General features: G+C 65.4%; 19 protein-coding genes and 1 tRNA gene. 14 read left to right on the top strand and 6 right to left on the bottom strand.

The window, feature by feature from the left end:
• The first annotated feature begins 57 nt into the window (after window positions 1-57).
• Window positions 58-753, top strand: a complete 696-nt coding sequence (locus tag CFB46_RS14970; protein WP_034185426.1) for a methyltransferase family protein — start codon at window positions 58-60, stop codon at window positions 751-753.
• A gap of 117 nt (window positions 754-870) precedes the next feature.
• Here CFB46_RS14970 and CFB46_RS14965 read toward each other — a convergent pair whose 3' ends face one another.
• Together CFB46_RS14965 and CFB46_RS14955 are read right to left on the bottom strand one after the other, a co-directional pair.
• A complete protein-coding gene (locus CFB46_RS14965) occupies window positions 871-2,493 on the bottom strand; it encodes an NAD(P)/FAD-dependent oxidoreductase (protein ID WP_089500312.1) in 1,623 nt (540 codons plus the stop codon).
• A gap of 303 nt (window positions 2,494-2,796) precedes the next feature.
• The gene (locus CFB46_RS14955) at window positions 2,797-3,600 is read right to left on the bottom strand and encodes an inositol monophosphatase family protein (RefSeq protein ID WP_027784826.1); all 804 of its coding nucleotides are present in this window, start codon (window positions 3,598-3,600) and stop codon (window positions 2,797-2,799) included.
• Between the two features lie 281 nt (window positions 3,601-3,881).
• Here CFB46_RS14955 and CFB46_RS14950 point away from each other — a divergent pair, with 281 nt between their 5' ends.
• Both CFB46_RS14950 and cysE read left to right on the top strand, forming a co-directional pair.
• Window positions 3,882-4,706 (top strand): RNA methyltransferase, encoded by an 825-nt coding sequence (locus CFB46_RS14950; protein WP_027784825.1) that lies wholly within the window; start codon window positions 3,882-3,884, stop codon window positions 4,704-4,706.
• A 278-nt stretch (window positions 4,707-4,984) separates the two neighbouring features.
• Window positions 4,985-5,758: a serine O-acetyltransferase gene (gene cysE, locus CFB46_RS14945; protein WP_027784824.1), complete on the top strand. Its 774-nt coding sequence runs from the start codon at window positions 4,985-4,987 to the stop codon at window positions 5,756-5,758.
• A gap of 43 nt (window positions 5,759-5,801) precedes the next feature.
• On the opposite strand, the gene CFB46_RS14940 is transcribed toward cysE, so the two are convergent.
• The 4 genes from CFB46_RS14940 to CFB46_RS14925 all read right to left on the bottom strand — a co-directional run bounded on the left by CFB46_RS14940 (window position 5,802) and on the right by CFB46_RS14925 (window position 8,550).
• Window positions 5,802-6,602 carry a UDP-2,3-diacylglucosamine diphosphatase gene (locus CFB46_RS14940; protein WP_027784823.1) on the bottom strand — a complete coding sequence of 267 codons (801 nt, stop codon included), beginning with the start codon at window positions 6,600-6,602 and terminating at the stop codon, window positions 5,802-5,804.
• Window positions 6,603-6,629: 27 nt separating this feature from the next.
• Window positions 6,630-7,121 carry a peptidylprolyl isomerase gene (locus CFB46_RS14935; protein WP_027784822.1) on the bottom strand — a complete coding sequence of 164 codons (492 nt, stop codon included), beginning with the start codon at window positions 7,119-7,121 and terminating at the stop codon, window positions 6,630-6,632.
• Between the two features lie 88 nt (window positions 7,122-7,209).
• Window positions 7,210-7,785, bottom strand: a complete 576-nt coding sequence (locus tag CFB46_RS14930) for a peptidylprolyl isomerase (protein WP_027784821.1) — start codon at window positions 7,783-7,785, stop codon at window positions 7,210-7,212.
• A 39-nt stretch (window positions 7,786-7,824) separates the two neighbouring features.
• The gene (locus tag CFB46_RS14925; RefSeq protein ID WP_027784820.1) at window positions 7,825-8,550 is read right to left on the bottom strand and encodes a tetratricopeptide repeat protein; all 726 of its coding nucleotides are present in this window, start codon (window positions 8,548-8,550) and stop codon (window positions 7,825-7,827) included.
• 234 nt (window positions 8,551-8,784) lie between these two features.
• Between CFB46_RS14925 and cysS the strand changes: the two genes are divergently transcribed.
• The 11 genes from cysS (at window position 8,785) to cyoD (ending at window position 21,887) form a co-directional block, all read left to right on the top strand.
• The gene (cysS, locus tag CFB46_RS14920) at window positions 8,785-10,182 is read left to right on the top strand and encodes a cysteine--tRNA ligase (protein ID WP_027784819.1); all 1,398 of its coding nucleotides are present in this window, start codon (window positions 8,785-8,787) and stop codon (window positions 10,180-10,182) included.
• A gap of 43 nt (window positions 10,183-10,225) precedes the next feature.
• The gene (locus CFB46_RS14915) at window positions 10,226-11,053 is read left to right on the top strand and encodes a DNA-3-methyladenine glycosylase family protein (protein ID WP_027784818.1); all 828 of its coding nucleotides are present in this window, start codon (window positions 10,226-10,228) and stop codon (window positions 11,051-11,053) included.
• A gap of 103 nt (window positions 11,054-11,156) precedes the next feature.
• Complete coding sequence (locus tag CFB46_RS14910) at window positions 11,157-12,128, top strand: acetyl-CoA carboxylase carboxyltransferase subunit alpha (RefSeq protein ID WP_027784817.1); 972 nt, start codon at window positions 11,157-11,159, stop codon at window positions 12,126-12,128.
• A 46-nt stretch (window positions 12,129-12,174) separates the two neighbouring features.
• The gene (gene tilS, locus CFB46_RS14905; protein WP_027784816.1) at window positions 12,175-13,596 is read left to right on the top strand and encodes a tRNA lysidine(34) synthetase TilS; all 1,422 of its coding nucleotides are present in this window, start codon (window positions 12,175-12,177) and stop codon (window positions 13,594-13,596) included.
• Window positions 13,597-13,938: 342 nt separating this feature from the next.
• A complete protein-coding gene (locus CFB46_RS14895; RefSeq protein WP_027784815.1) occupies window positions 13,939-15,192 on the top strand; it encodes an aspartate kinase in 1,254 nt (417 codons plus the stop codon).
• 111 nt (window positions 15,193-15,303) lie between these two features.
• A tRNA-Ser gene (locus CFB46_RS14890) sits at window positions 15,304-15,397 on the top strand.
• An 843-nt stretch (window positions 15,398-16,240) separates the two neighbouring features.
• A complete protein-coding gene (locus CFB46_RS14885) occupies window positions 16,241-17,770 on the top strand; it encodes a complex I subunit 4 family protein (protein WP_027784814.1) in 1,530 nt (509 codons plus the stop codon).
• A 278-nt stretch (window positions 17,771-18,048) separates the two neighbouring features.
• The gene (cyoA, locus tag CFB46_RS14880; RefSeq protein ID WP_027784813.1) at window positions 18,049-18,936 is read left to right on the top strand and encodes a ubiquinol oxidase subunit II; all 888 of its coding nucleotides are present in this window, start codon (window positions 18,049-18,051) and stop codon (window positions 18,934-18,936) included.
• Between the two features lie 3 nt (window positions 18,937-18,939).
• Window positions 18,940-20,946, top strand: a complete 2,007-nt coding sequence (gene cyoB / locus CFB46_RS14875; RefSeq protein ID WP_027784812.1) for a cytochrome o ubiquinol oxidase subunit I — start codon at window positions 18,940-18,942, stop codon at window positions 20,944-20,946.
• Window positions 20,946-21,554 (top strand): cytochrome o ubiquinol oxidase subunit III, encoded by a 609-nt coding sequence (gene cyoC / locus CFB46_RS14870; protein WP_027784811.1) that lies wholly within the window; start codon window positions 20,946-20,948, stop codon window positions 21,552-21,554. Before cyoB ends, cyoC begins: the two co-directional genes overlap by 1 nt.
• Entirely contained in the window at window positions 21,555-21,887 is a 333-nt protein-coding gene (gene cyoD, locus CFB46_RS14865; protein WP_027784810.1) for a cytochrome o ubiquinol oxidase subunit IV, read from the top strand. It abuts the gene before it with no gap.
• The last annotated feature ends 205 nt before the right edge of the window (window positions 21,888-22,092 follow it).

Genomic DNA, 22,092 nt, shown 5'->3' with positions numbered 1-22,092 from the left:
CGCGTGCTAGCCTGAAACGGCAATATATAAAAACGCAATAAATAACGGGGCACGAACATGAAGCAGGCCATAGGAGAAGCGGCGGGCGCATGCTCGCAAAGTACCGCGGCGCTGCCCGCTGGAGGGGGCGCAGATGAATCGGAGCGGATCGATCTGATCGAGCTTGGCGCACGCGTGTTGTCGGTAACCGTGCTGGGCGTGTTTGCTTATCTGATTTATATGTCGTGGCGATCGGATCCGAGCCGGATCACGCTGATCCTGCTGCTGGTCTCCGCGGTACTGACCGTCGGCATGTCGGCTTTTGCGAAATTGCCGACGCGACGCGACTGGCACCCCGTCGCGGTGTGCTTTTCTCTTGGCGGGTCGTTCTATTGCCTCGCCTACCAACTGACCGCCAGTACGCAACTGATTCCGGAGTGGGCCGGAGGCACCTGGCAAATTTGCGGGATTGCGTGGCAACTATTCGCGAAGCTGTCGCTGGGGCGCTCGTTCGGCCTGCTGCCAGCCAATCGCGGAGTCGTCTCGACGGGTGCGTACCGGTTCATGCGTCACCCGATCTATGTCGGTTACCTGCTGTCCGAAATCGGTTTTCTGCTCTCGAACTTCAGTACCCGAAACGCTCTCACGATCGGCGTCTGGATGCTGTTGCAGATCGGGCGAATCAGAATGGAAGAGCGGGTGCTGTCGGAAGACGCGGATTATCGTGCGTACAAGACGAAGGTCCGGTACCGGTTGATTCCAGGCGTGTTTTGACGGGAACGCCGAAAGCGCGCAATGGCTGGGCGTCGATGACGCGCATGGGCGCGGCGGACACGCGAAAGCCGGCGCGCTCGGGTCACGGACCTTCGCGCGCCGGCCCCGTATCGCAGATCAGGACGCGTGCGTCGACGTCAGACTGAGCGCCACCGCCTGCGCGACCTCGATCCCGTCGATCGCCGCCGAATAGATACCGCCCGCATACCCGGCGCCTTCGCCGGCCGGATACAGGCCTTCGACGTTCATGCTCTGGTAGTCGTCCTTGCGCCGAATCCGGATCGGCGACGACGTGCGCGTTTCCACGCCGGTGAGCACGGCATCGTGCATCGCGAAGCCGGCGATTTTCTTGTCGATCTCGGGCAGGGCTTCGCGAATCGCTTCAATCACGTAGTCCGGCAGCGCGGTGCTGAGATCGGTCGGATTCACGCCGGGTTTGTACGACGGCTCCACGGCGCCCAGCGACGTCGACGGCCGGCCCGCGATGAAATCGCCGACCAGTTGGCCCGGCGCGCGGTAATCGCCGCCGCCGAGTTCGAACGCGCGTTCTTCCCATTTGCGCTGGAACGCGATGCCGGCGAGCGGGCCGCCCGGATAGTCGTCCGGCGTGATGCCGACGACGATGCCCGCATTCGCATTGCGCTCGGCGCGGGAATACTGGCTCATCCCGTTGGTGACCACGCGGCCGGGCTCCGAGGTCGCGGCGACCACCGTGCCGCCCGGGCACATGCAGAAGCTGTAGACGGCGCGCCCGTTGCTTGCGTGGTGGACCACCTTGTAGTCGGCCGCGCCGAGCTGCTTGTGGCCCGCGAACTTGCCGAAGCGGCTGCGATCGATCAGCCCCTGCGGATGCTCGATGCGAAAACCCAGCGAGAACGGCTTGGCTTCGATGTAGACGCCGCGGTCGTGCAGCATCTGGAACGTGTCGCGCGCGCTGTGGCCCACGGCCAGTACCACGCGGTCGCACCGCAGCGTTTCCCCGTTCGACAGCTTGAGCGCGCGTACCTTGCCCTGGTCGATTTCGACGTCGTCGACGCGGGTTTCGAAACGCACTTCGCCGCCGAGTTCGTGGATCGACGCGCGCATTTTTTCCACCATGCTGACGAGTCGGAACGTGCCGATGTGCGGCCGGCTCAGATACAGGATGTCCTCGGGTGCGCCGGCCTTGACGAATTCGTCCAGCACCTTGCGGCCATAGTGGTTGGGATCCTTGATCTGGCTGTACAGCTTGCCGTCGGAAAACGTCCCCGCGCCGCCTTCGCCGAACTGCACGTTGGATTCGGGATTGAGCACGCTCTTGCGCCACAGGCCGAAGGTGTCCTTGGTGCGCTCGCGCACGGCCTTGCCGCGTTCGAGGATGATGGGACGGAACCCCATCTGCGCGAGGATCAGCCCTGCGAACAGCCCGCACGGCCCCATGCCGATGACGACCGGGCGCAGGAAATCGGCGTGTTCGGGCGCCTTGGTGACGAAGTGGTACGTCATGTCGGGCGTCACGCCGCAATGCGGCTTGCCGGCGATGCGCTCGAGCGCGGCTGCTTCGTCGTCGACTTCGACGTCGACGATATACGTAAGCTTGATGTCGGCGCGCTTGCGCGCGTCGTGCGCGCGGCGGAACACGGAGTAACGGAGCAGCCCGTCTTCCGCCACGCCGAGCTCCGCGAGGCGCGCGCGAATCGCGGCCTCGAGCGCGCTGTCGGGGTGATCGAGGGGGAGTTTAATTTCGCTTAGCCGTAACATGGGGACTCGGATGCGATTGCCACGGCGCCGTGGCGGTGTTGATACAGGCGGGCCGGCATGCCGGCGGCGTCGTTCGCCGCGCGGGCATGCCGGACGCAAACCATGCGCTGTCGTTGCGGGACCAGCGGTGCGGGCGGCAGCACGCCGATCCGTACGGGCAACGCGAGCAACTTCAGGATAGGCGCACGAAGCGACCCGTGTGCACGGAAGATTTTCCCGCGTTTCGGGCGATCGTCGCGCCGTCGTGACGACGCCGCGCGAGCGGTTTGCGCGAAAGCCGCGCCACGCGGGCGCGGCCCGGGCTTACTCCGCTGCCGGATGCACGCGGCTGTAGCGGTTCAGGATCGGGATCATCTGCGCGTAGATCTTCGGGTTCGCGGCGACGATCTCGTGGCGATGCAGGAAATCGGCGTCGCCCGTGTAGTTGCCGACGAGGCCGCCGGCCTCGGTGATCAGCAGGCTGCCCGCCGCCATGTCCCACACGTTGATGCCTTGCTCGAAGAATGCGTCGAGGCGGCCGGCCGCGACGTTCGCGAGATCGAGCGCCGCCGCGCCCGGGCGGCGCAGGCCCGTGCAGGCCTGCGTCATCTCGGTGAAGAGGCGCGCGTATGCGTCGAGGCCGTCCTTCTCGCGGAACGGGAAGCCCGTGCCGACCAGCGCGTCCGACAGACGGTCGCGGCGGCCCACGCGGATGCGGCGGTCGTTCAGGTACGCGCCGCGGCCGCGGGTGGCCGTGAACAGGTCGTTCTTGTTCGGATCGTAGACGACGGCCTGCGTGACGACGCCCTTGTGCTCGAGCGCGATCGATACGCAGTAGTACGGGAAGCCGTGGATGAAGTTGGTCGTGCCGTCGAGCGGATCGATGATCCACTTGAATTCGGATTCGTTCTCCGATGCGCCCGATTCCTCCGCGAGGATCGCGTGGTCGGGGTAGGCGGTCTTCAGCGTCTCGATGATCGCGTCTTCGGCGGCCTTGTCCACTTCGGTGACGAAGTCGTTCTGCTGCTTCTTGCGGATCTCGATCAGGTCGAGATCGAGGGACGCACGATTGATGATCTGTCCGGCGCGGCGCGCAGCCTTGACAGCAATGTTGAGCATGGGATGCATGAGCCTGGATCCTGTAGCCGGCGGCACGGGCCGCCACGAAGTGGGACAACCGCCCGGAACGGCGCAAGCGTGCCGGGGCGAGGTGAGACGCGAATTGACAAAGAGCGGGGTACGACCCGCGCTGCGCGGTGCGCAACGCGTAAAGGCATGATTTTACCCGATTTTCGCCGGTTTCAGGCGACCGGCATGCGGGGAAACCCCCACTGGCCGTCCGGACGAGTGGGTTTGCGGGGGCGATGGCGATACCATACGGCCATTCTGATGAACCGAGTCGTATCGTAGTGGAAACCTCGCAGAACACCGCCGCGCCGTCCGAATCGGGCGCGGCCTCGTCCTCGCCGCCGTCCGGCGGCTTCACGTCCACTCGCTTCGTGCTCGTCGAGCCGAGCCATCCCGGCAACGTCGGGGCGGCCGCCCGCGCGCTGAAGACGATGGGCTTCTCGCGCCTCGTGCTGGTCGCGCCGCGCGTGCCGCACGTGCAGAGCGACCCGGAGGCGATCGCGATGGCCAGCGGCGCGGACGACGTCCTCGCGTCCGCGCACGTCGTGCCGACGCTCGGCGAAGCGCTGTCCGGCGTTCACTGGTCGATCGCGCTGACCGCGCGCACGCGCGAATACGGGCCGCCGCGCCTCGCGCCGCGCGCGGCCGCCGCGCAGGCGAGCGCGCAGGTCGGCACGGGCGACATCGCACTCGTGTTCGGCAACGAGCGCACCGGTCTCGCGAACGAGCATGTCGAGCAGTGCAGCGCGCTCGCGCACATTCCGGCCAATCCGGCCTACAGTTCGCTGAATCTCGCGCAGGCCGTGCAGGTGCTCGCGTACGAGTTGCGCGTCGCGTTTCTCGAGCAGGCGAGCGAGCCGTCGGCGCAGCCGCAGGCCGAAGTCGGCACGCTCGCGCGGAGCGACGAGATCGAGGGGATGTACGTGCACCTCGAGAACGCACTGATCGCGCTCGACTTCCTCGATCCACGCAATCCGAAGAAGCTGATGTCGCGGCTGCGGCGCCTGTTCGCGCGCACGGGCCTCGAGCGCGAGGAGGTCAACATCCTGCGCGGCGTCGCGAAGCACATCCTGCTGAAATCGGGCAAGCCGGGCGACGACGCGTAAGGGGTCGGCGCTCCGGCCCGACGGATGCGTCGTTTGGTCGGCTCGTCACGCGTTGACCAGCCCTAAGCGCCGCGTCCGGCTATCGTCTGACCGCCCCCGGAAACCCCGCCCCAGCATGCGTCCCGGCGAATACCCGCGCCGGCGGCGGGGTGAACATGCGACCGCGTGCGGCCGCGCGCGACTGGCCCTACAATCGCCGGACGTCATAAGCAAATGACCCGGCGCGATAACGGCCGGCATTGCCGGCGATGCGCGCCGGCCTTTTCCCAGATCACATCATGTTCACGAGACTGCGCGAAGACGTTGCAACGATTCGCGAGCGGGATCCCGCCGCTCGCAGTGCATGGGAAGTGCTGACCTGTTATCCGGGGCTGCATGCGCTCGTGCTGCACCGTTTCGCGCACGCATGCTGGCGCGCGAAACGCTACTGGCTCGCGCGGTTCGCGTCGCAGGCCGGCCGATTCCTGACCGGGATCGAGATCCACCCCGGCGCGACGATCGGCCGGCGCGTGTTCATCGATCACGGCATGGGTGTCGTGATCGGCGAGACGGCGATCATCGGCGACGACTGCACGATCTACCAGGGCGTGACGCTGGGCGGCACGTCGCTCACGCGCGGCGCGAAGCGCCACCCGACGCTCGAGGCCGGCGTGATCGTCGGCGCCGGCGCGAAGGTGCTCGGCGGTTTCACGGTCGGCGCGGGCGCGAAGATCGGCTCGAACGCGGTGGTCGTCAAGCCGGTGCCGGCGGGCGGCACGGCGGTCGGCAATCCGGCGCGCATCGTGATGCCGGCGCAGCCGAAGCCGCAGCCCGAGCGGGCGGCGTTCTGCGCGTACGGGATCACGCCGAATGCCGACGATCCGATGTCGCTCGCGATTCACGGGTTGATCGATCACGCGGCGAAGGAAAGCCGCCGCGTCGATGAAATTGTCGCCGCGCTCGAGCGGCTCGGCACGCATCTGGAAACGCTGCAGGGCGCCGACGCGGCGCGCCTCGACCTGCGCAGGCTGTCCGCGGTGCTGGAAGGCAAGACGGTCGAACGCCAGATGTAACGAACGAGCAGGGCGCCGACGGCTGCTGGTCGGCGCGGCGGCGTCAGTCGAGCGGCATCGCATGGATGCCTTCCGCATCGACGCGCAGGTAGCCGCCGCGCGGCGTGCCGTGATCGAGATCCCAATCGGGCAGCACCCAGCGGATCCCACCCGCTTCCGCGTGACACGCGGGGCGGTGCGTGTGGCCGTGAATGATCACGCTCGCGCGGCTTTTCCGGAACAGCGCGGCCACGCCTTCGCGCGTGACGTCGTAGATGGCCGAAGCAGGGCGCATGCGGCCCGCTTCGCTGGTCGAGCGCATGCGCTGCGCGAGTGCGCGGCGCCAGCGGAGCGGCCACGCGAGAAACAGCCATTGCGCGACGCGGTTGCGCGCGAAGCGACGGAACACCTGGTAGCCGCGGTCGGCTGTGCATTGCGCGTCGCCGTGCGCGAGCACGATGCGTTGGCCGAACGCCGTGATCAGCGAAGGATCGGGCAGCAGCATCGCGCCGGCGGCCTTCATGAAGCGCCGGCCGAGCAGGAAATCGCGATTGCCGTGCATCACGTAGAGCGCGATGCCGCGTTCCGAGAACGTGTGCATCAGCGCGGCCATGCGCGCGGCGAACGGATCGTCGTCGAGGATGTCGTCGCCGATCCAGTATTCGAACAGGTCGCCGAGGATGAACACCGAATCGGCGCTGTCGGCGGTGTATTTCACGAAATGCTCGAACGCGGCGACCGTCTTGGGAATCGCTTCGCTCAGATGCAGATCGGAGAGAAACAGGAACGGGCGTGCGGCTTGCGCGTACTCGCGCTCGCCCGGCACGCCCGCGGAGACGCTTCGCGGCGGACTCTCCTGCAACATCGAAGTGCCTCCGTAACGGCGGGTGGGTCAGACCACCACGGCCTTTTCGATCACGACGTCGTCGGCCGGCACGTCCTGATGGAAGCCGGCGTTGCCCGTCTTGACGCCCTTGATCTTGTCGACCACGTCCTGGCCTTCGACGACCTTGCCGAACACCGCGTAGCCCCAGCCCTGCGGCGTCGGCGACGAGTGGTTCAGGAAGTCGTTGTCGTTCACGTTGATGAAGAACTGGGCGGTCGCCGAGTGCGGATCGTTGGTGCGCGCCATCGCGACCGTGTAGTTGTCGTTCTTCAGGCCGTTGTTCGCTTCGTTGTCGATCGGCGCGTCGGTCGGCTTCTGCTTCAGGCCCGGCTCGAAGCCGCCGCCCTGGATCATGAAGCCGTTGATCACGCGATGGAACACGGTACCGTCGTAATGGCCCTTCTTCACGTAGTTCAGGAAGTTCTCGACCGTCTTCGGTGCCTTCTCGGCGTCGAGTTCGAGCTTGATCACGCCGTGGTTCGTATGCAGTTCAACCATGATGAATTCCTTCGATGAGGCGGTTTAAATGGCACGCGGCCGGTCGTGCGACGCGGCCGCGTGAGGCGCCGGACGTGCCGGCAGGTTCTTACTTCGAGACGATGCTGGCCGATTCGATCAGGACCGGCTGGGCCGGCACGTCCTGCATCGGACCGCGCGAGGTCGTCGCCACGCCTTCGATCTTCTTCACGACGTCGAGACCCGACACGACCTTGCCGAACACCGCATAGCCGTTGCCGTCCGGGTTCGGGTAGTCGAGGCCGCTGTTGTCGACCGTGTTGATGAAGAACTGAGCGGTGGCCGAATTCGGGTCGCTGGTGCGCGCCATCGCGATCGTGCCCGTCAGGTTCTTCAGACCATTGCGGCTCTCCAGCGGGATCGGCGCGCGGGTCGGCTTCTCCTCGAAGTTGGTCTTGTAGCCGCCGCCCTGGATCATGAAGCCCTTGATCACGCGATGGAAGATCGTGCCGTTGTACTGGCCGGACTTCACGTAATCGAGGAAGTTGGCAACCGACTTCGGCGCCTTCTCCGGATAGAGCTCGACGCGGATGTCGCCCTGCGAGGTCTTCAGCTGCACGACGGGGTGCGCGGTGGCCGTTTGCGCGAACGCGGGCGCGGTCGCGAGAAGGGCGGCGCCGCCAAGCGCCAGCAACAGACGTTTCATTGCGATCCTCAGGTTGGGAGGGAAAAGGGGCCGCGCCGCTTATTGCGACGGCGGCGCGACGTACGGCGCCGCCAGTGCGCCCGACGGTCCGCTGAACTGGAACGTCGGCGACATCGGCAGCGTGGTGGTGCTCACGTTCGCGGCTGCGCGGTCGGTGTAGTCGCGCGTGGCCGGCGCGACCGCGCGGGCATTCGGCGCGGCCTTCGACGGCGACACGATCTTCTGGAGATCGGCGAGGCGTTGCGCGGTCGCGCCGCTCGTGCGGCCGAGCGATTGCGCGCGCTTGTACGATTCGGCCGCGAGCCGCAGGTAGAGATCGCCGAGGTTCTCGTACGCGAGCGAGTAGCCCGGATTCGATTGCGTCGCGGTGACGAGCGCGGTGCGCGCTTCGTCATAGCGGCCGTGCTTCGCGTAGAGCGCCGCGAGATTGTTGTACGGCTCGGGCAGTTCGGGGTACGCCTGCGTGATCGCGACGAACTGCTGGATCGCGTCGTCGTCGCGGTTCAGGCGGGCCAGCACGGTGCCGCGCTTGAACTGCGCCTGCACGTCGTGCGGATTCGACGCGATGCGCGCGTCGAGCTGCGCGAGCGCCTGCTTCCACTGCTTGCCGGCGATGGACGAGTCGATTTCGGGGGTGCCGTCGGCGGTGGCCGGGGCTTTCTGCGCATGCGCCGCGGGGGCCGCGAAGAGCGTCAGCGCGACGCCCATCACGGTAGTCGCAACGAGGGTCGCAGCGCTTCGCGCGCGGCCGTGATGAGGTTTCATAGGCGTAAATCGGAATGTTATACTCCGACCCATTCTAACAAAACGTCTGCGCGTTCCGGCGAGCGTCAGACAGTCTTTCTTAGCCTCTCGTGGCCGTCACCGCTGTGCTTGCAGCCTGACCGCCCCATGTGATATCGAGGACGCGCGGCCTGGCGCCGCGGCAGACGGTCCGTCCGTTTCACATGCTGGGCGAGCTTCGCCAGGGCGGTTTCCTTCGGCTCACGGTTCATCTCTATGGAATCACTGCGCATCTACAACACGCTCGCGCGTGACAAGCAAGTTTTCGTGCCGCGCCAGTCCGGCGAAGTGCGGATGTACGTATGCGGGATCACCGTCTACGACTATTGTCACGTGGGCCACGCGCGCATGCTGGTCGTGTTCGACCTCGTCCAGCGCTGGCTGCGTGCGATCGGCTATCGGGTCACGTATGTGCGCAACATCACCGACATCGAGGACAAGATCATCCGCCGTGCGGTCGAGAACGGCGAGACGATCAAGTCGCTGACCGACCGCTTCATCGGCGCGATGCACGAGGATGAAGCCGCGCTCGGCATCCAGCGGCCCGACATCGAGCCGCGCGCGACGCAGTTCATCCCGCAGATGCTCGGCATGATCGAGTCGCTCGAGACGAACGGCTACGCGTACCAGGCGCGCGACGGCGACGTCAATTACTCGGTGCGCAAGTTCGCGAACTACGGGAAGCTGTCGGGCAAGTCGCTCGACGATCTGCGCGCGGGCGAGCGCGTCGCCGCGAACGACGCGAAGGAAGATCCGCTCGACTTCGTGCTGTGGAAGCGCGCGAAGCCGGAAGATCCGGAAGGCGCGTCGTGGGCGTCGAAGTACGGGATGGGTCGCCCGGGCTGGCACATCGAGTGCTCGGCGATGGGCTGCACGCTGCTCGGTAATCACTTCGACATCCACGGCGGCGGGCAGGATCTGCAATTCCCGCACCACGAGAACGAGATCGCGCAGAGCGAAGGCGCGACCGGCCAGACGTTCGTCAACTACTGGATGCACAACGGCTTCGTGCAGGTCGACAACGAGAAGATGTCGAAATCGCTCGGCAACTTCTTCACGATCCGCGAAGTGCTCGAGCGTTACGACGCGGAAGTCATGCGCTTCTTCATCGTGCGCACGCACTACCGTTCGCCGCTCAATTACAGCGACGTGCATCTCGACGATGCGCGCGCGTCGCTCACGCGTCTGTACACCGCGCTGAAGGACGTCGACGCCGATACGCTCGCGCTCGACTGGAACGAGCCGCACGCGCAGCGTTTCGCGGCCGCGATGAACGACGATTTCAACACGCCGGTCGCGGTGGCGACGCTATTCGAACTGGCGGGCGAAGTCAACCGCTCGCGCGATGCGTCGCTCGCGCGGCAACTGAAACAACTGGCGGGCCTGCTCGGCCTGCTGGGCCGCGAACCGCGCGCGTTCCTGCAGCAGGCGTCGGGCGCCGCGCAGGCGGGCGGGCTCGCTGCCGACGAGATCGACGCGAAGATCGCCGCGCGCGTCGCGGCGAAGCAAGCGAAGGACTATGCCGAAGCGGACCGGATCCGGGCGGAATTGCTCGAAGCCGGCATCGCACTTGAAGACAAACCGGGCGGATCGACCGAATGGCGTCGCGTATGAGCGCGGCGCATTCCACTGACCGATCCGTCAGGTAGGAGGCAAGATGGCAACGGCCAGAAAAGCGCCGGTCAGGCGCGCGACCTCGGTCGCCGCGCGTCCGGCAGCCAAGCGCGTACCGGCGACGAAGGCGGACGCGACGCGCGCCGCGCCGAACGGCGCGCTCAACGGTCATGCGCCGCCCGCGGCCGCGTTGCCGGCCGCCGACGCGGCCCGCAAGACACGTGTGTCCGAAGCGGACGGCGAGGAGGTCGTCGTGCGTCCTGCCTATTGGGACAAGGCGTGCGCGGACCTCGTCAAGCGCGACCGGATCCTGAAGAAACTGATTCCGAAGTTCGGCCCCGCGCATCTCGTGAAGCGCGGCGACCCGTTCGTCACGCTCGCGCGCTCGGTCGTCGGTCAGCAGATTTCGGTGCCGTCCGCCCAGTCGCTGTGGGCGCGCATCGAGGACGCCTGTCCGAAACTCGCGCCGCAACCGGTGATCCGCCTCGGCGCGGACAAGCTGATCGCGTGCGGATTGTCGAAGCGCAAGACGGAATACATTCTCGATCTCGCGCAGCATTTCGTGTCGGGGGCGCTGCACGTCGACAAATGGACGTCGATGGACGACGAGGACGTGATCGCGGAACTCACGCAGATCCGCGGCATCAGCCGCTGGACGGCCGAGATGTTCCTGATCTTCAACCTGTCGCGGCCGGACGTGCTGCCGCTCGACGACCCGGGCCTCATCCGCGCGATCAGCGTCAATTACTTCAGCGGGGAACCCGTCACGCGCAGCGAGGCGCGCGAGGTCGCGGCCAACTGGGAGCCGTGGCGCACCGTCGCGACCTGGTACATGTGGCGCAGCCTCGATGCGCCCGACACCGACGCCTGAGTGTCGGCTATCGGGTTTTGAACATCAATAGTTGAGAGCCGGTTTTGAGTGTCGCCCGCGCGGGTAGAATACGCGCTGCCGTAAGACCCAAGGATTCGAACACATGAAGACCACGTTTCTGGATTTCGAACAGCCGATCGCCGAACTCGAGGCCAAGATCGAAGAGCTGCGATTCGTGCAGGACGACTCGGCTGTCGATATTTCGGAAGAAATCGAGCGGCTGTCGAAGAAAAGCCAGCAACTGACGAAAGACCTCTACGCGAACCTGTCGCCGTGGCAGGTTTCGCAGATCGCGCGGCACCCGCAGCGGCCGTACACGCTCGACTACGTTGCGGAACTGTTTACCGATTTTCACGAACTGCATGGCGACCGCGCGTTCGCGGACGACCTGTCGATCGTCGGCGGTCTCGCACGCTTCGGCGGCCATCCTTGCATGGTGATCGGTCACCAGAAGGGCCGCGACACGAAGGAACGCGCCGCGCGCAACTTCGGGATGCCGCGTCCGGAAGGGTATCGCAAGGCCGAACGCCTGATGCGTCTGGCCGAGAAGTTCGGGCTGCCGATCTTCACGTTCGTCGACACGCCGGGCGCGTACCCGGGCATCGGCGCGGAAGAGCGCGGCCAGTCGGAGGCGATCGGCCGCAACCTGTACGTGATGGCCGAGCTGAAGACGCCGATCATCACGACGGTGATCGGCGAGGGCGGTTCGGGCGGCGCGCTCGCGATCGCCGTGGCCGACACCGTGATGATGCTGCAGTTCTCGACTTACTCGGTGATCTCGCCGGAAGGCTGCGCGTCGATCCTGTGGAAGAGCGCCGCGAAGGCGCCGGAAGCCGCGGAAGCGCTGGGCCTGACCGCGCACCGCCTGAAGGCGCTCGGCCTGATCGACAAGATCATCAACGAGCCGCTCGGCGGCGCGCATCGCGATCCGAAGGGCATGGCCGCGCTGCTGCGCCGTGCGCTGGCCGATTCGCTGCGCCAGTTCCAGGGCATGAGCATCGATGCGCTGCGCGAGCGCCGCTTCGAGCGCCTGATGGCCTACGGCAAGTACAAGGAAACCACGCCCGGCGCATGACCGGCTGCGTATTCAATTCGCGCGCCGCCGTGCGCGCATCCCGCTCGTGATCCCGCCCACCGAATTCTCCGCCGACCGCGTCGTACTCGACGCGGTCGGCGTTGCGCTTTCCGGCCTGCCGCCGGATGCGCGCATCGCAATCGCCTACAGCGGCGGCCTCGATTCGACGGTGCTGCTCGATGCGGCCGTGCGCGTCGCGGGTGCATCGCGCTGCGTCGCGCTGCACGTGCATCACGGCCTGAGCGCGAACGCCGACGCATGGGTCGCGCATGCCGAAGCGGAAGCGGCACGGCTCGGTGTCGTATTCGAATCGATGCACGTCGACGTGCCGCGCGACAGCGGGCTCGGAATCGAGGCGACGGCGCGCGAGCGTCGCTACGCGGCGCTCGACGAGATGGGCGAGCGCCACGGTGTGGCGGCGCTGTGGGTCGCGCAGCATGCGGACGACCAGGCCGAGACCGTGCTGCTGCAACTGTTGCGCGGTGCCGGGATCGCGGGGCTTGCCGCGATGGCGCCGCGTTATCGCCCCGACGGCACGAGCACCGAACGTGTGCGTCCATTGCTGCGATTGTTGCGCGCACAACTTGAGCGCTATGCGAAGCAGCGCGCGCTCGCGTGGATCGACGACGAATCCAACGGCGATACGCGCTATGCGCGCAATGCGCTGCGCATCGACGTGCTGCCGGCGCTGGCCGTGCATTTCCCGGGTTTTCGCGATGCGCTCGGTCGCGCGGCCCAGCATGCGGCGGCCGCTCAGCGGCTGCTCGACGATCTGGCGGAGCTGGATTTCGCCGTCGCCGTGCGCGACGACGGTCAGGCGCTGTCGCGCGACGCGCTGGTCGCGTTCGACGACACGCGAGGCGCGAACCTGCTGCGCTTCTGGATGCGTCGGCTCGGTTTGCCGGGCGCCTCGGCTGCCCGGCTTGCCAACATGATGCGGCAACTGCGCGCGGCGCACGACGCGCATGCGCTGCGCCTCGATCACGCGGGGCAGTGTCTGCGGCTCTATCGCGATGTCGTCTATTGGGAAGCGGGCGACAGCAGCGAACCGGCCGACGACGGCACGGGGACGCCGCGACCGGAGGCGGCGCTCGCATGGGACGGACAGGAAGTGTGGCGCCTGCCGGGATGGCGCGGCACGTTCGTGTTCGCGCCGGCCGACGCGGGCAGCGCCGATGCGGTGCCGGAAGGGCTGCTGCGCGGCGCGCGACTGGCGGCGCGCGCCCGGGCCGGCGGCGAACGGATGCGTACGTCGCCGGGCGGGCCGGGCCGGACGCTGAAGAACCTGTTCCAGGAGCGCGGCGTGCCCGCCTGGCAGCGCGACGTGCCGCTGCTGTTCGCGGGCGAGCGGCTGATCTACGTGCCGCGGCTGGGCGTCAATCGCGACATCGACGTGCCTGACGACGCGGCGCCCGGCGCCGCCGCATGGCGCCAGATCGAATGGCGTCCCGACCTGCTGATCGCCTAGCGGCGGCGCGTTGCCCACGGCGCGATGGCGTGCCCTTTTTCACCATTTGGTAAACAGCGCCGGAACGGCCGCCGACAGGGCGCCCGGCTTGTCAAGTGGGCTTCTATCGGGTACGCTCGGTCGTTTGCTCGGCTCGATTTTTGAGCGTTTTGTGCAGGTTTTCCGCGTGACGTACCCGGTTTGCGCGGCCTGATCGGCCTTCCGGGCAAAATCCGTCACGCTTGCGTGTTGCATCCCAGCCGCCCCCCTCGTCGTCCGTCCACAGCCACAAGCCGCGTGACCGAACGGCCATGCGGCCTGCTCAGCGCGCCCGTGCGGTTTCTCCTCCAGTTCAGAACGACAATGGCACTCATCGTACATAAATACGGCGGCACTTCGATGGGCTCGGTCGAGCGCATCAAGAACGTCGCGAAACGCGTCGCAAAATGGCATCAGGCCGGGCACCAGATGGTGGTCGTGCCCTCGGCGATGTCCGGCGAAACCAACCGTCTGCTCGGTCTTGCGAAAGAGATTTCGAGCCAGCCGAGCCCGCGCGAGCTCGACATGATCGCGTCGACCGGCGAGCAGGTCAGCGTCGGCCTGCTGTCGATCGCGCTGCAGGAAATCGGCGTCGAGGCCGTGAGCTATGCAGGCTGGCAGGTACCGATCAAGACCGACAACGCGTACACGAAAGCGCGCATTCACTCGATCGACGACGAGCGCGTGAAGGCCGATCTGAACGCAGGCAAGGTCGTGATCATCACGGGTTTCCAGGGCGTCGATCCGGACGGCCACATCACGACGCTGGGCCGGGGCGGCTCGGACACGTCGGCGGTGGCGGTGGCGGCTGCGCTGGGTGCCGAAGAGTGCCTGATCTATACCGACGTCGACGGTGTCTACACGACCGATCCGCGTGTCGTCGAAGAGGCGCGCCGCCTCGATCGCGTGACGTTCGAGGAGATGCTGGAAATGGCCAGCCTCGGCTCGAAGGTCCTGCAGATCCGCTCGGTCGAATTCGCCGGCAAATACCAGGTGAAGACGCGTGTGCTGTCGAGCCTGACCGATCCGCTGATTGCGCTCGACGAAGAAATGCGCTCGGGCACCCTGATTACTTTTGAAGAAGACGAGACCATGGAAAAGGCAGTCATTTCCGGCATCGCGTTTCAGCGCGACGAAGCACGCATTGCGGTGATGGGCGTGCCCGACAAGCCCGGCATCGCATATCAGATCCTCGGCCCGGTAGCCGATGCGAACGTCGACGTCGACATGATCATCCAGAACCAGAGCGTCGAAGGCAAGACCGACTTCACGTTCACGGTCGGCCGCGGCGACTACCAGAAGGCGATGGACATCCTCACCAACCAGGTGCAGGGCCATGTGAGCGCGGAGCGCGTGCAGGGCGACCCGAAGGTGTCGAAGGTGTCGGTCGTCGGCGTCGGCATGCGTTCGCACGTGGGCGTCGCGAGCAAGATGTTCCGCACGCTGTCGGAAGAGGGCATCAACATCCAGATGATCTCGACGTCCGAGATCAAGATTTCGGTGCTGATCGACGAGAAATACATGGAGCTGGCTGTCCGCGCGCTGCACAAGGTATTCGAACTCGACCAGGCATCGTGAATTTTTTCGTGATGCATTGAAGAAAATGCATCATGGAAATTGACCAACGGCTCCAAACCCTATATGATCTTGTTCTCGTCGCACTGCCTCCCTGGTGCGAGCGAAGGTTTGGGAGACGTGGCCGAGAGGTCGAAGGCACTCCCCTGCTAAGGGAGCATCTGGGCCAAAACCTGGATCGAGGGTTCGAATCCCTCCGTCTCCGCCAAAAGCGGTGACAAAGCCCTGCAAGTTCTCGGACTTGCGGGGCTTTTTCTTTTTCGGCCCGTCGTGCGTCGGGCATCGATGCTCGACGGATCTCGTCCTCGGGCGCGCATCGTCGGTACGCTCAATCGAGCGATGAGTTCGACCTGAGCGGCGTCATGCGCTACATATCGCGGATCGTCGGATGCGACTCAAGGCAATGCGCTCGGCAAACCCGCATTCCGTTCCCGTCATTCTGCCTCATCGACCTATCGGCCGGTTGGTCGACAGCCACGCACGTTACGCACACCTGCTCGTGTATCGGCATGCGACGGTCCACGGCTCCCGTACGGCACGATCACTATCGTGCGATGACGAGACCCGTAGGGAACCGCTTGGGTTATCGGCGTTTGCGGCTAGCCGAGTGAAAGAGGCGGTGCGAAGGCACGCGACATCAACGGAAATAAAAATGAAAGTATCTGTGTAAGGAAACGAGGACCAGACAATCGCTGCACCGCCGCCTGTCAGCTCTCTTGTTCCGACCCTTCGACCTGACCGATTGCCATCAAAATGCGGCGCCGCGTCGATTTGCGCAACGCAGCGCATCGAGCACTACAAAAAATTACTCATAAAAATCAGCGAACTACGCCGACACCGAAAAATAACGTTCTGCTGCGCTGCAGAAAACAATCAATCGCCTTATGCTGGTAAACCCGATCGCGTTTGAGCGGCGTCAAGTTTTCCGATGACGCCGCTTTACATTTTGCCAACATTGGCGATTCACGAAATCTACCTGTCGATTTGATTTCGTTCCTTTCGTTGCGCCTTTCCCCGATGCAAGGCGCGACCTCCTCAAGGCCTTGTTGACATGCACGACTTTCCCTTCCTGAGCCTGGCCATCTGGGTTCCGATCCTGTTCGGCGCGGTGCTGCTGCGCGCCGGTTCCGACCAGCATTCGCGCCGGATACGACTGATCGCGCTGGTCGGCGCGATTGCCGGGCTGGCGGCCGTCGTCCCGCTGATTGCCGGCTTCGATGCGCATTCCGCGATGATGCAGTTCGTCGAAAGACGCGACTGGCTGGCGGCATTCAACGCCGGATGGCGGGTCGGCATCGACGGCGCGTCGCTGTGGCTGGTCGTGCTGACCGCATTCACGACGCTCGTCGTGGTGGTGGCGTCGTGGGAATCGGTCACGGTGCGCGTCGCGCAGTACTACGCGTCGTTCCTGATCCTGTCGGGGCTGATGGTCGGCGTGTTCGCCGCGCAGGACGGGCTGCTGTTCTTCATCTTCTTCGAGGCGACGCTGATTCCGCTGTACCTGCTGATCGGCACGTGGGGGCGCGAGCGCCGCGTCTATGCGGCCGTGAAGTTCTTCTTCATCTCGTTCACCGGCTCGCTGTTGCTGCTGATGGCGATGCTGTACCTGTACGCGCAGTCGCATACGTTCGACATGGCCGTGTGGCGCACGCTGCAGCTCGGCTTCGCGCCGCAGTTGCTGGTGTTCCTCGGCTTCTTCGCCGCATTCGCGGTCAAGGTGCCGATGTGGCCGGTCCACACGTGGCTGAGCGACGTGTACACGGACGGCCCGACCGGCGCCGCGCTGATGCTCGCGATGCTCAAGCTCGGCGGTTACGGGTTCCTGCGCTTTGCGCTACCGATCACGCCCGATGCGAGCCACTTCTTCGCGCCGGCCGTGATCGCGCTGTCGCTGTTCGCGATCGTCTATGCGAGCCTGATCGCGCTCGCGCAGACCGATCTCGGCAAGCTGCTCGCGTATTCGACGGTCGCGCACATGGGGATCGTCACGCTCGGGCTGTTCCTGTTCAACCGGATCGGCGTCGAAGGCGCGATCGTGCAGCTCGTGTCGTACGGCTTCGTGGCGGGCGCGATGCTGTTGTGCGTGAACGTGCTCGTCGATCGCACCCGGCAGCGCGAGATCGCCGCGTACGGCGGCGTGGCGGGCGTGATGCCGCGTTTCGCGACCTTCACGCTGCTGTTCGCGATGGCCAACGTCGGCCTGCCGGGCACGTCGGGGTTCGTCGGCGAGTTCATGGTGATCATGGGCGCGATCCGCTTCAACTTCTGGATCGGCGCGATCGCGGCGCTCACGCTGATCCTCAGCGCGTCGTACACGCTATGGATGCTCAAGCGCGTGGTGTTCGGCAAGGTCTCGAGCCAGCGGGTCGCGAAGCTCGCCGACCTGAATCGTCGCGAGATCGTGATGTTCGCGTCGCTCGCGCTGATCGTGCTGGCGGTCGGCATCGATCCGAAGCCGTTCACCGATGCGATCGATCCGACCGTCGGCAAGCTGATCCAGGAGGCGAGCCGTTCGAAAGTGCCGGCAGGGGACGGCCCCGCGCAGGCCCAGCCGTCGTACATGGCATCGACGCACGACTGATCGCGGCGCACCGAGCCGCACCGCTCGAGCGGGCCGCATCGCGCGGCAAGCATCGTTGCGCACGCATCGATCGAGGTCCGGCACGGGGAGTGTCGGGCGCGCTTCCGGCTGCGTGAAATTGCCCCGCGACAATGTGACTCACGGCAGATTTTGCAATGATGATTTGCCGCATGCACAGGTTTTTCATCGCACTCGCGCGACGTATGATTCGGCCAATTTCGTGAATCGAATGCGCATCGGGCATACGCAAACGGATTCAATGACCCTCGGGCGGTGTGATGAAAAGAAGAGCTTCAAGAGGCTGGGCGGCGCTGATGTCAATCGGCGCGGCTTTAAGCCTGTCAGGATGTAATTTAGATGTACTAAATCCGAAAGGAAGCGTCGGCGCCGCCGAAAAGGCGCTGATCGCAACCTCGACGTGGGCGATGCTGATCGTCGTCGTGCCGGTGATCCTGCTCACGCTGTGGTTCGCGTGGCGTTATCGCGCGTCCAATCGCAACGCCACCTACGCGCCGAACTGGTCGCACTCGACCGCGATCGAGGTCGTGATCTGGACGGTGCCGACGCTGATCATCCTGTTCCTCGGCGTGCTCACGTGGAAGACCACGCACGAGCTCGATCCGTACAAGCCGCTCGAATCGGCGGTGAAGCCGATCGACGTCGAGGTGGTCGCGCTCGACTGGAAGTGGCTGTTCATCTATCCGGAACTCGGCATCGCGTCGGTGAACCAGCTCGCGATTCCGGTCGGTACGCCGGTGAACTTCCGCATCACGTCGGATTCGGTGATGAATTCGTTCTTCATCCCGCAGCTCGGCGGCCAGGTCTACGCGATGGCCGGCATGCAGACGCGCCTGCATCTGATCGCCGACGAGCCCGGCAACTACGCGGGCACGTCCGCCAACTTCAGCGGCCGCGGTTTCTCCGACATGAAGTTCCGCACGCTCGCCGAGCCGCGCGAGCAGTTCGATGCCTGGGTGCAGAAGGTGAAGGCGTCCCCGGACCGACTCGACGCGACCATGTACGGCGGCGTGGCGCAGCCGAGCGAGAAGGCGCCGGTGCGCTACTTCTCGTCGGTCGATCCGCGGCTCTTCCACAACATCATCGCGAAATACAACGATGGCCACGTCCTCGACCTGAAGGACGCCGCCTGCGGCACGAAGGGGTAACGCATGTTCGGCAAACTCACACTTTCGGCGATCCCGTTCGATCAGCCCATCATCATGGGGGCCGGCGCCTTCATGGGGCTGGTCGTGCTGGGCATTCTCGCCGCGCTGACGATCACCGGCCGCTGGAAATGGCTGTGGACGGAATGGCTGACCACGGTCGACCACAAGAGACTCGGCGTGATGTACATCATCGTCGCGCTGATCATGCTGCTGCGCGGCTTCGCCGACGCGATCATGATGCGCATGCAGCTCGCGCTCGCGTACAACGCGCCCGGCTACCTGCCGCCGCACCACTATGACCAGATCTTCACGGCACACGGCGTGATCATGATCTTCTTCATGGCGATGGTGTTCATGGTCGGCCTGATGAACCTGGTCGTGCCGCTGCAGATCGGTGCGCGCGACGTCGCGTTCCCGTTCATCAACTCGCTGTCGTTCTGGATGACGGCGGTCAGCGCGATCCTGATCAACCTGTCGCTCGTGATCGGCGAATTCGCGCAGACGGGCTGGCTCGCGTATCCGCCGCTGTCGGAGCTGCAGTTCAGTCCGGGGGTAGGGGTCGACTACTACCTGTGGGCGCTGCAGATTTCCGGCGTCGGCACGCTGCTGACCGGCGTGAACTTCTTCGTGACGATCATCAAGATGCGCGCGCCCGGCATGACGCTGATGAAGATGCCGGTGTTCACGTGGACGGCCCTCTGCACGAACGTGCTGATCATGGCGTCGTTCCCGATCCTGACCGCGACGCTCGCGCTGCTCGGCCTCGATCGTTACCTCGGCATGCACTTCTTCACGAACGACGCCGGCGGCAACGCGATGCTGTATCTGAACCTGATCTGGGCGTGGGGCCATCCGGAGGTGTACATCCTGATCCTGCCGGCGTTCGGGATCTTCTCGGAAGTCATCGCGACGTTCGCGAAGAAGCCGCTGTTCGGCTACAAGACGATGGTGTACGCGACGTGCGCGATCATGGTGCTGTCGTTCCTCGTGTGGCTGCATCACTTCTTCACGATGGGCTCGGGTGCGAACGTGAATGCGTTCTTCGGGATCATGACGATGATCATCGCGATTCCGACCGGCGTGAAGGTGTTCAACTGGCTGTTCACGATGTACCGCGGCCGGATCGAATTCACGACGCCCGTGCTGTGGACGATCGGCTTCATGGTCACGTTCACGCTCGGCGGCATGACCGGCGTGATGATGGCGATTCCCGGCGCGGACTTCGTGCTGCACAACAGCCTGTTCCTGATCGCGCACTTCCACAACGTGATCATCGGCGGCGTGCTGTTCGGCTATCTCGCGGGCTTCAACTACTGGTTCCCGAAGGCGTTCGGCTTCAAGTTGAACGAGAAGCTCGGCAAGGCCGCGTTCTGGTTCTGGCAGGTCGGCTTCTACGTCGCGTTCGTGCCGCTCTACGTGCTCGGCTTCATGGGCATGACGCGCCGCCTGAACCACTACGACAACCCGGCGTGGCATCCGTGGCTGCTGGTCGCCGCGTTCGGCGCCGTGCTGATCGCGATCGGCATCGCGTGCCAGCTGCTGCAACTGGTGGTCAGCATCCGCAACCGCCATCTGCCCGAGTACCGCGACACGACGGGCGACCCGTGGGGCGGCCGTACGCTGGAGTGGGCGACCTCGTCGCCGCCGGCCGACTACAACTTCGCGGTGATCCCGAAGGTGCGCACGCTGGACGCGTATGCGGACATGAAGGGGCGCGGCGAGGGCCGGCCGAACCCGGCGGCGATTCGCGACATCCACATGCCATCGAATACCTGTGCGGGCCTCGTGATCGCGATCTTCAGCCTGGTGCTCGGCTTCGCGCTGGTATGGCACATCTGGTGGATGGCGATCGGCGGGCTCGTCGGAATCATCGCGACGCTCGTGATCTACAGCTCGCGCGATAACGACGGCTATTACATCCCTGCGTCGACGGTGCGCAAGACCGAAGACAAGCAGCCGACGAAGCGCACGGCCGCGCGCGTCGACGACGTGGAACTGGAGGCCAACTGATGTTGCAGAAAACCTTGAGCGCAACCCTGCTCGAGCACGACGACCATCCGCCGTCGCATTCGGTGTTCGGTTTCTGGCTGTACCTGATGACCGACTGCGTGATCTTCGCGGCGCTGTTCGCGACGTTCGCGGTGCTCGGCCACCAGTACGCGGGCGGGCAGACCGCGAAAGAGCTGTTCGACATTCCTGGCGTCGCGGTCGAAACCGCCGCGCTGCTGCTGTCGAGCATCACGTACGGTTTCGCGATGCTTGCGGCGTACAAGCAGCGGCGCGGTGCGCTGCTCGCGTGGCTCGCGGTGACGTTCGTGCTCGGCGCGGCGTTTCTCGCGATGGAGCTGCGCGAGTTCTCGCACCTGATCGCGGAAGGCGCCGGCCCGCAGCGCAGCGCGTTCCTGTCGGCGTTCTTCACGCTGGTCGGCACGCACGGGCTGCACGTGACGGCCGGCCTCTTGTGGATGATCGTGCTGGCCGCGCAGATCGTGTTGCGCGGCGGCGATCTCACCGATCGCGACCTGCGACGCCTGACGTGCCTGAGCCTGTTCTGGCACTTCCTCGACATCGTGTGGATCTGCGTGTTTTCCTTTGTCTATCTCGCGAGCGTGATCTAAATGGCCCATTCGCATTCGTCTCAACTCGAAGAAGGGCACGGCAGTGTCGGCGGCTACGTCGCCGGTTTCATCCTGTCGGTGCTGCTCACGGCCGCGTCGTTCGGCCTCGTGATGGGCGGCGTGCTGTCGCCGCATGCGTCGCTGATCGGGCTGGCCGTGCTCGCGTTCGTGCAGATCATCGTGCACCTCGTGTACTTCCTGCACATGAACGGCTCGTCGGGCCAGCGCTGGAACGTGATGGCGTTCAGCTATACGGTGTTGACCGCGGCGATCCTGATCGTCGGCACGCTGTGGGTGATGCACAACGTCAGCATGAACATGATGTCGCGTTGAGCGGCAGCGTGGCGCGATGCGCCACCCGGGAAAGCGGCGCGCGAGTGCCGCTTTTTTTTCGTCCGTCGGGGGAGGGTTTGCGTCGGTGCCGGCGGCGCCTGCCCGCAGGCGAAGGCAGTATGATTCGGCGCGTGGCGCGCATCGCCGAATCGAGTGCAAACCCGGGAAGGGCGCAAAGGGTCTCGGGCGCCGCCGTCGGGTCGCC

The organism is Burkholderia sp. HI2761, assembly GCF_002223355.1.
Taxonomy (GTDB): Bacteria; Pseudomonadota; Gammaproteobacteria; order Burkholderiales; family Burkholderiaceae; genus Burkholderia.
The sequence above is the reverse complement of the archived record's forward strand: the minus strand, read 5'-3'. Positions and strand labels throughout refer to the sequence as shown.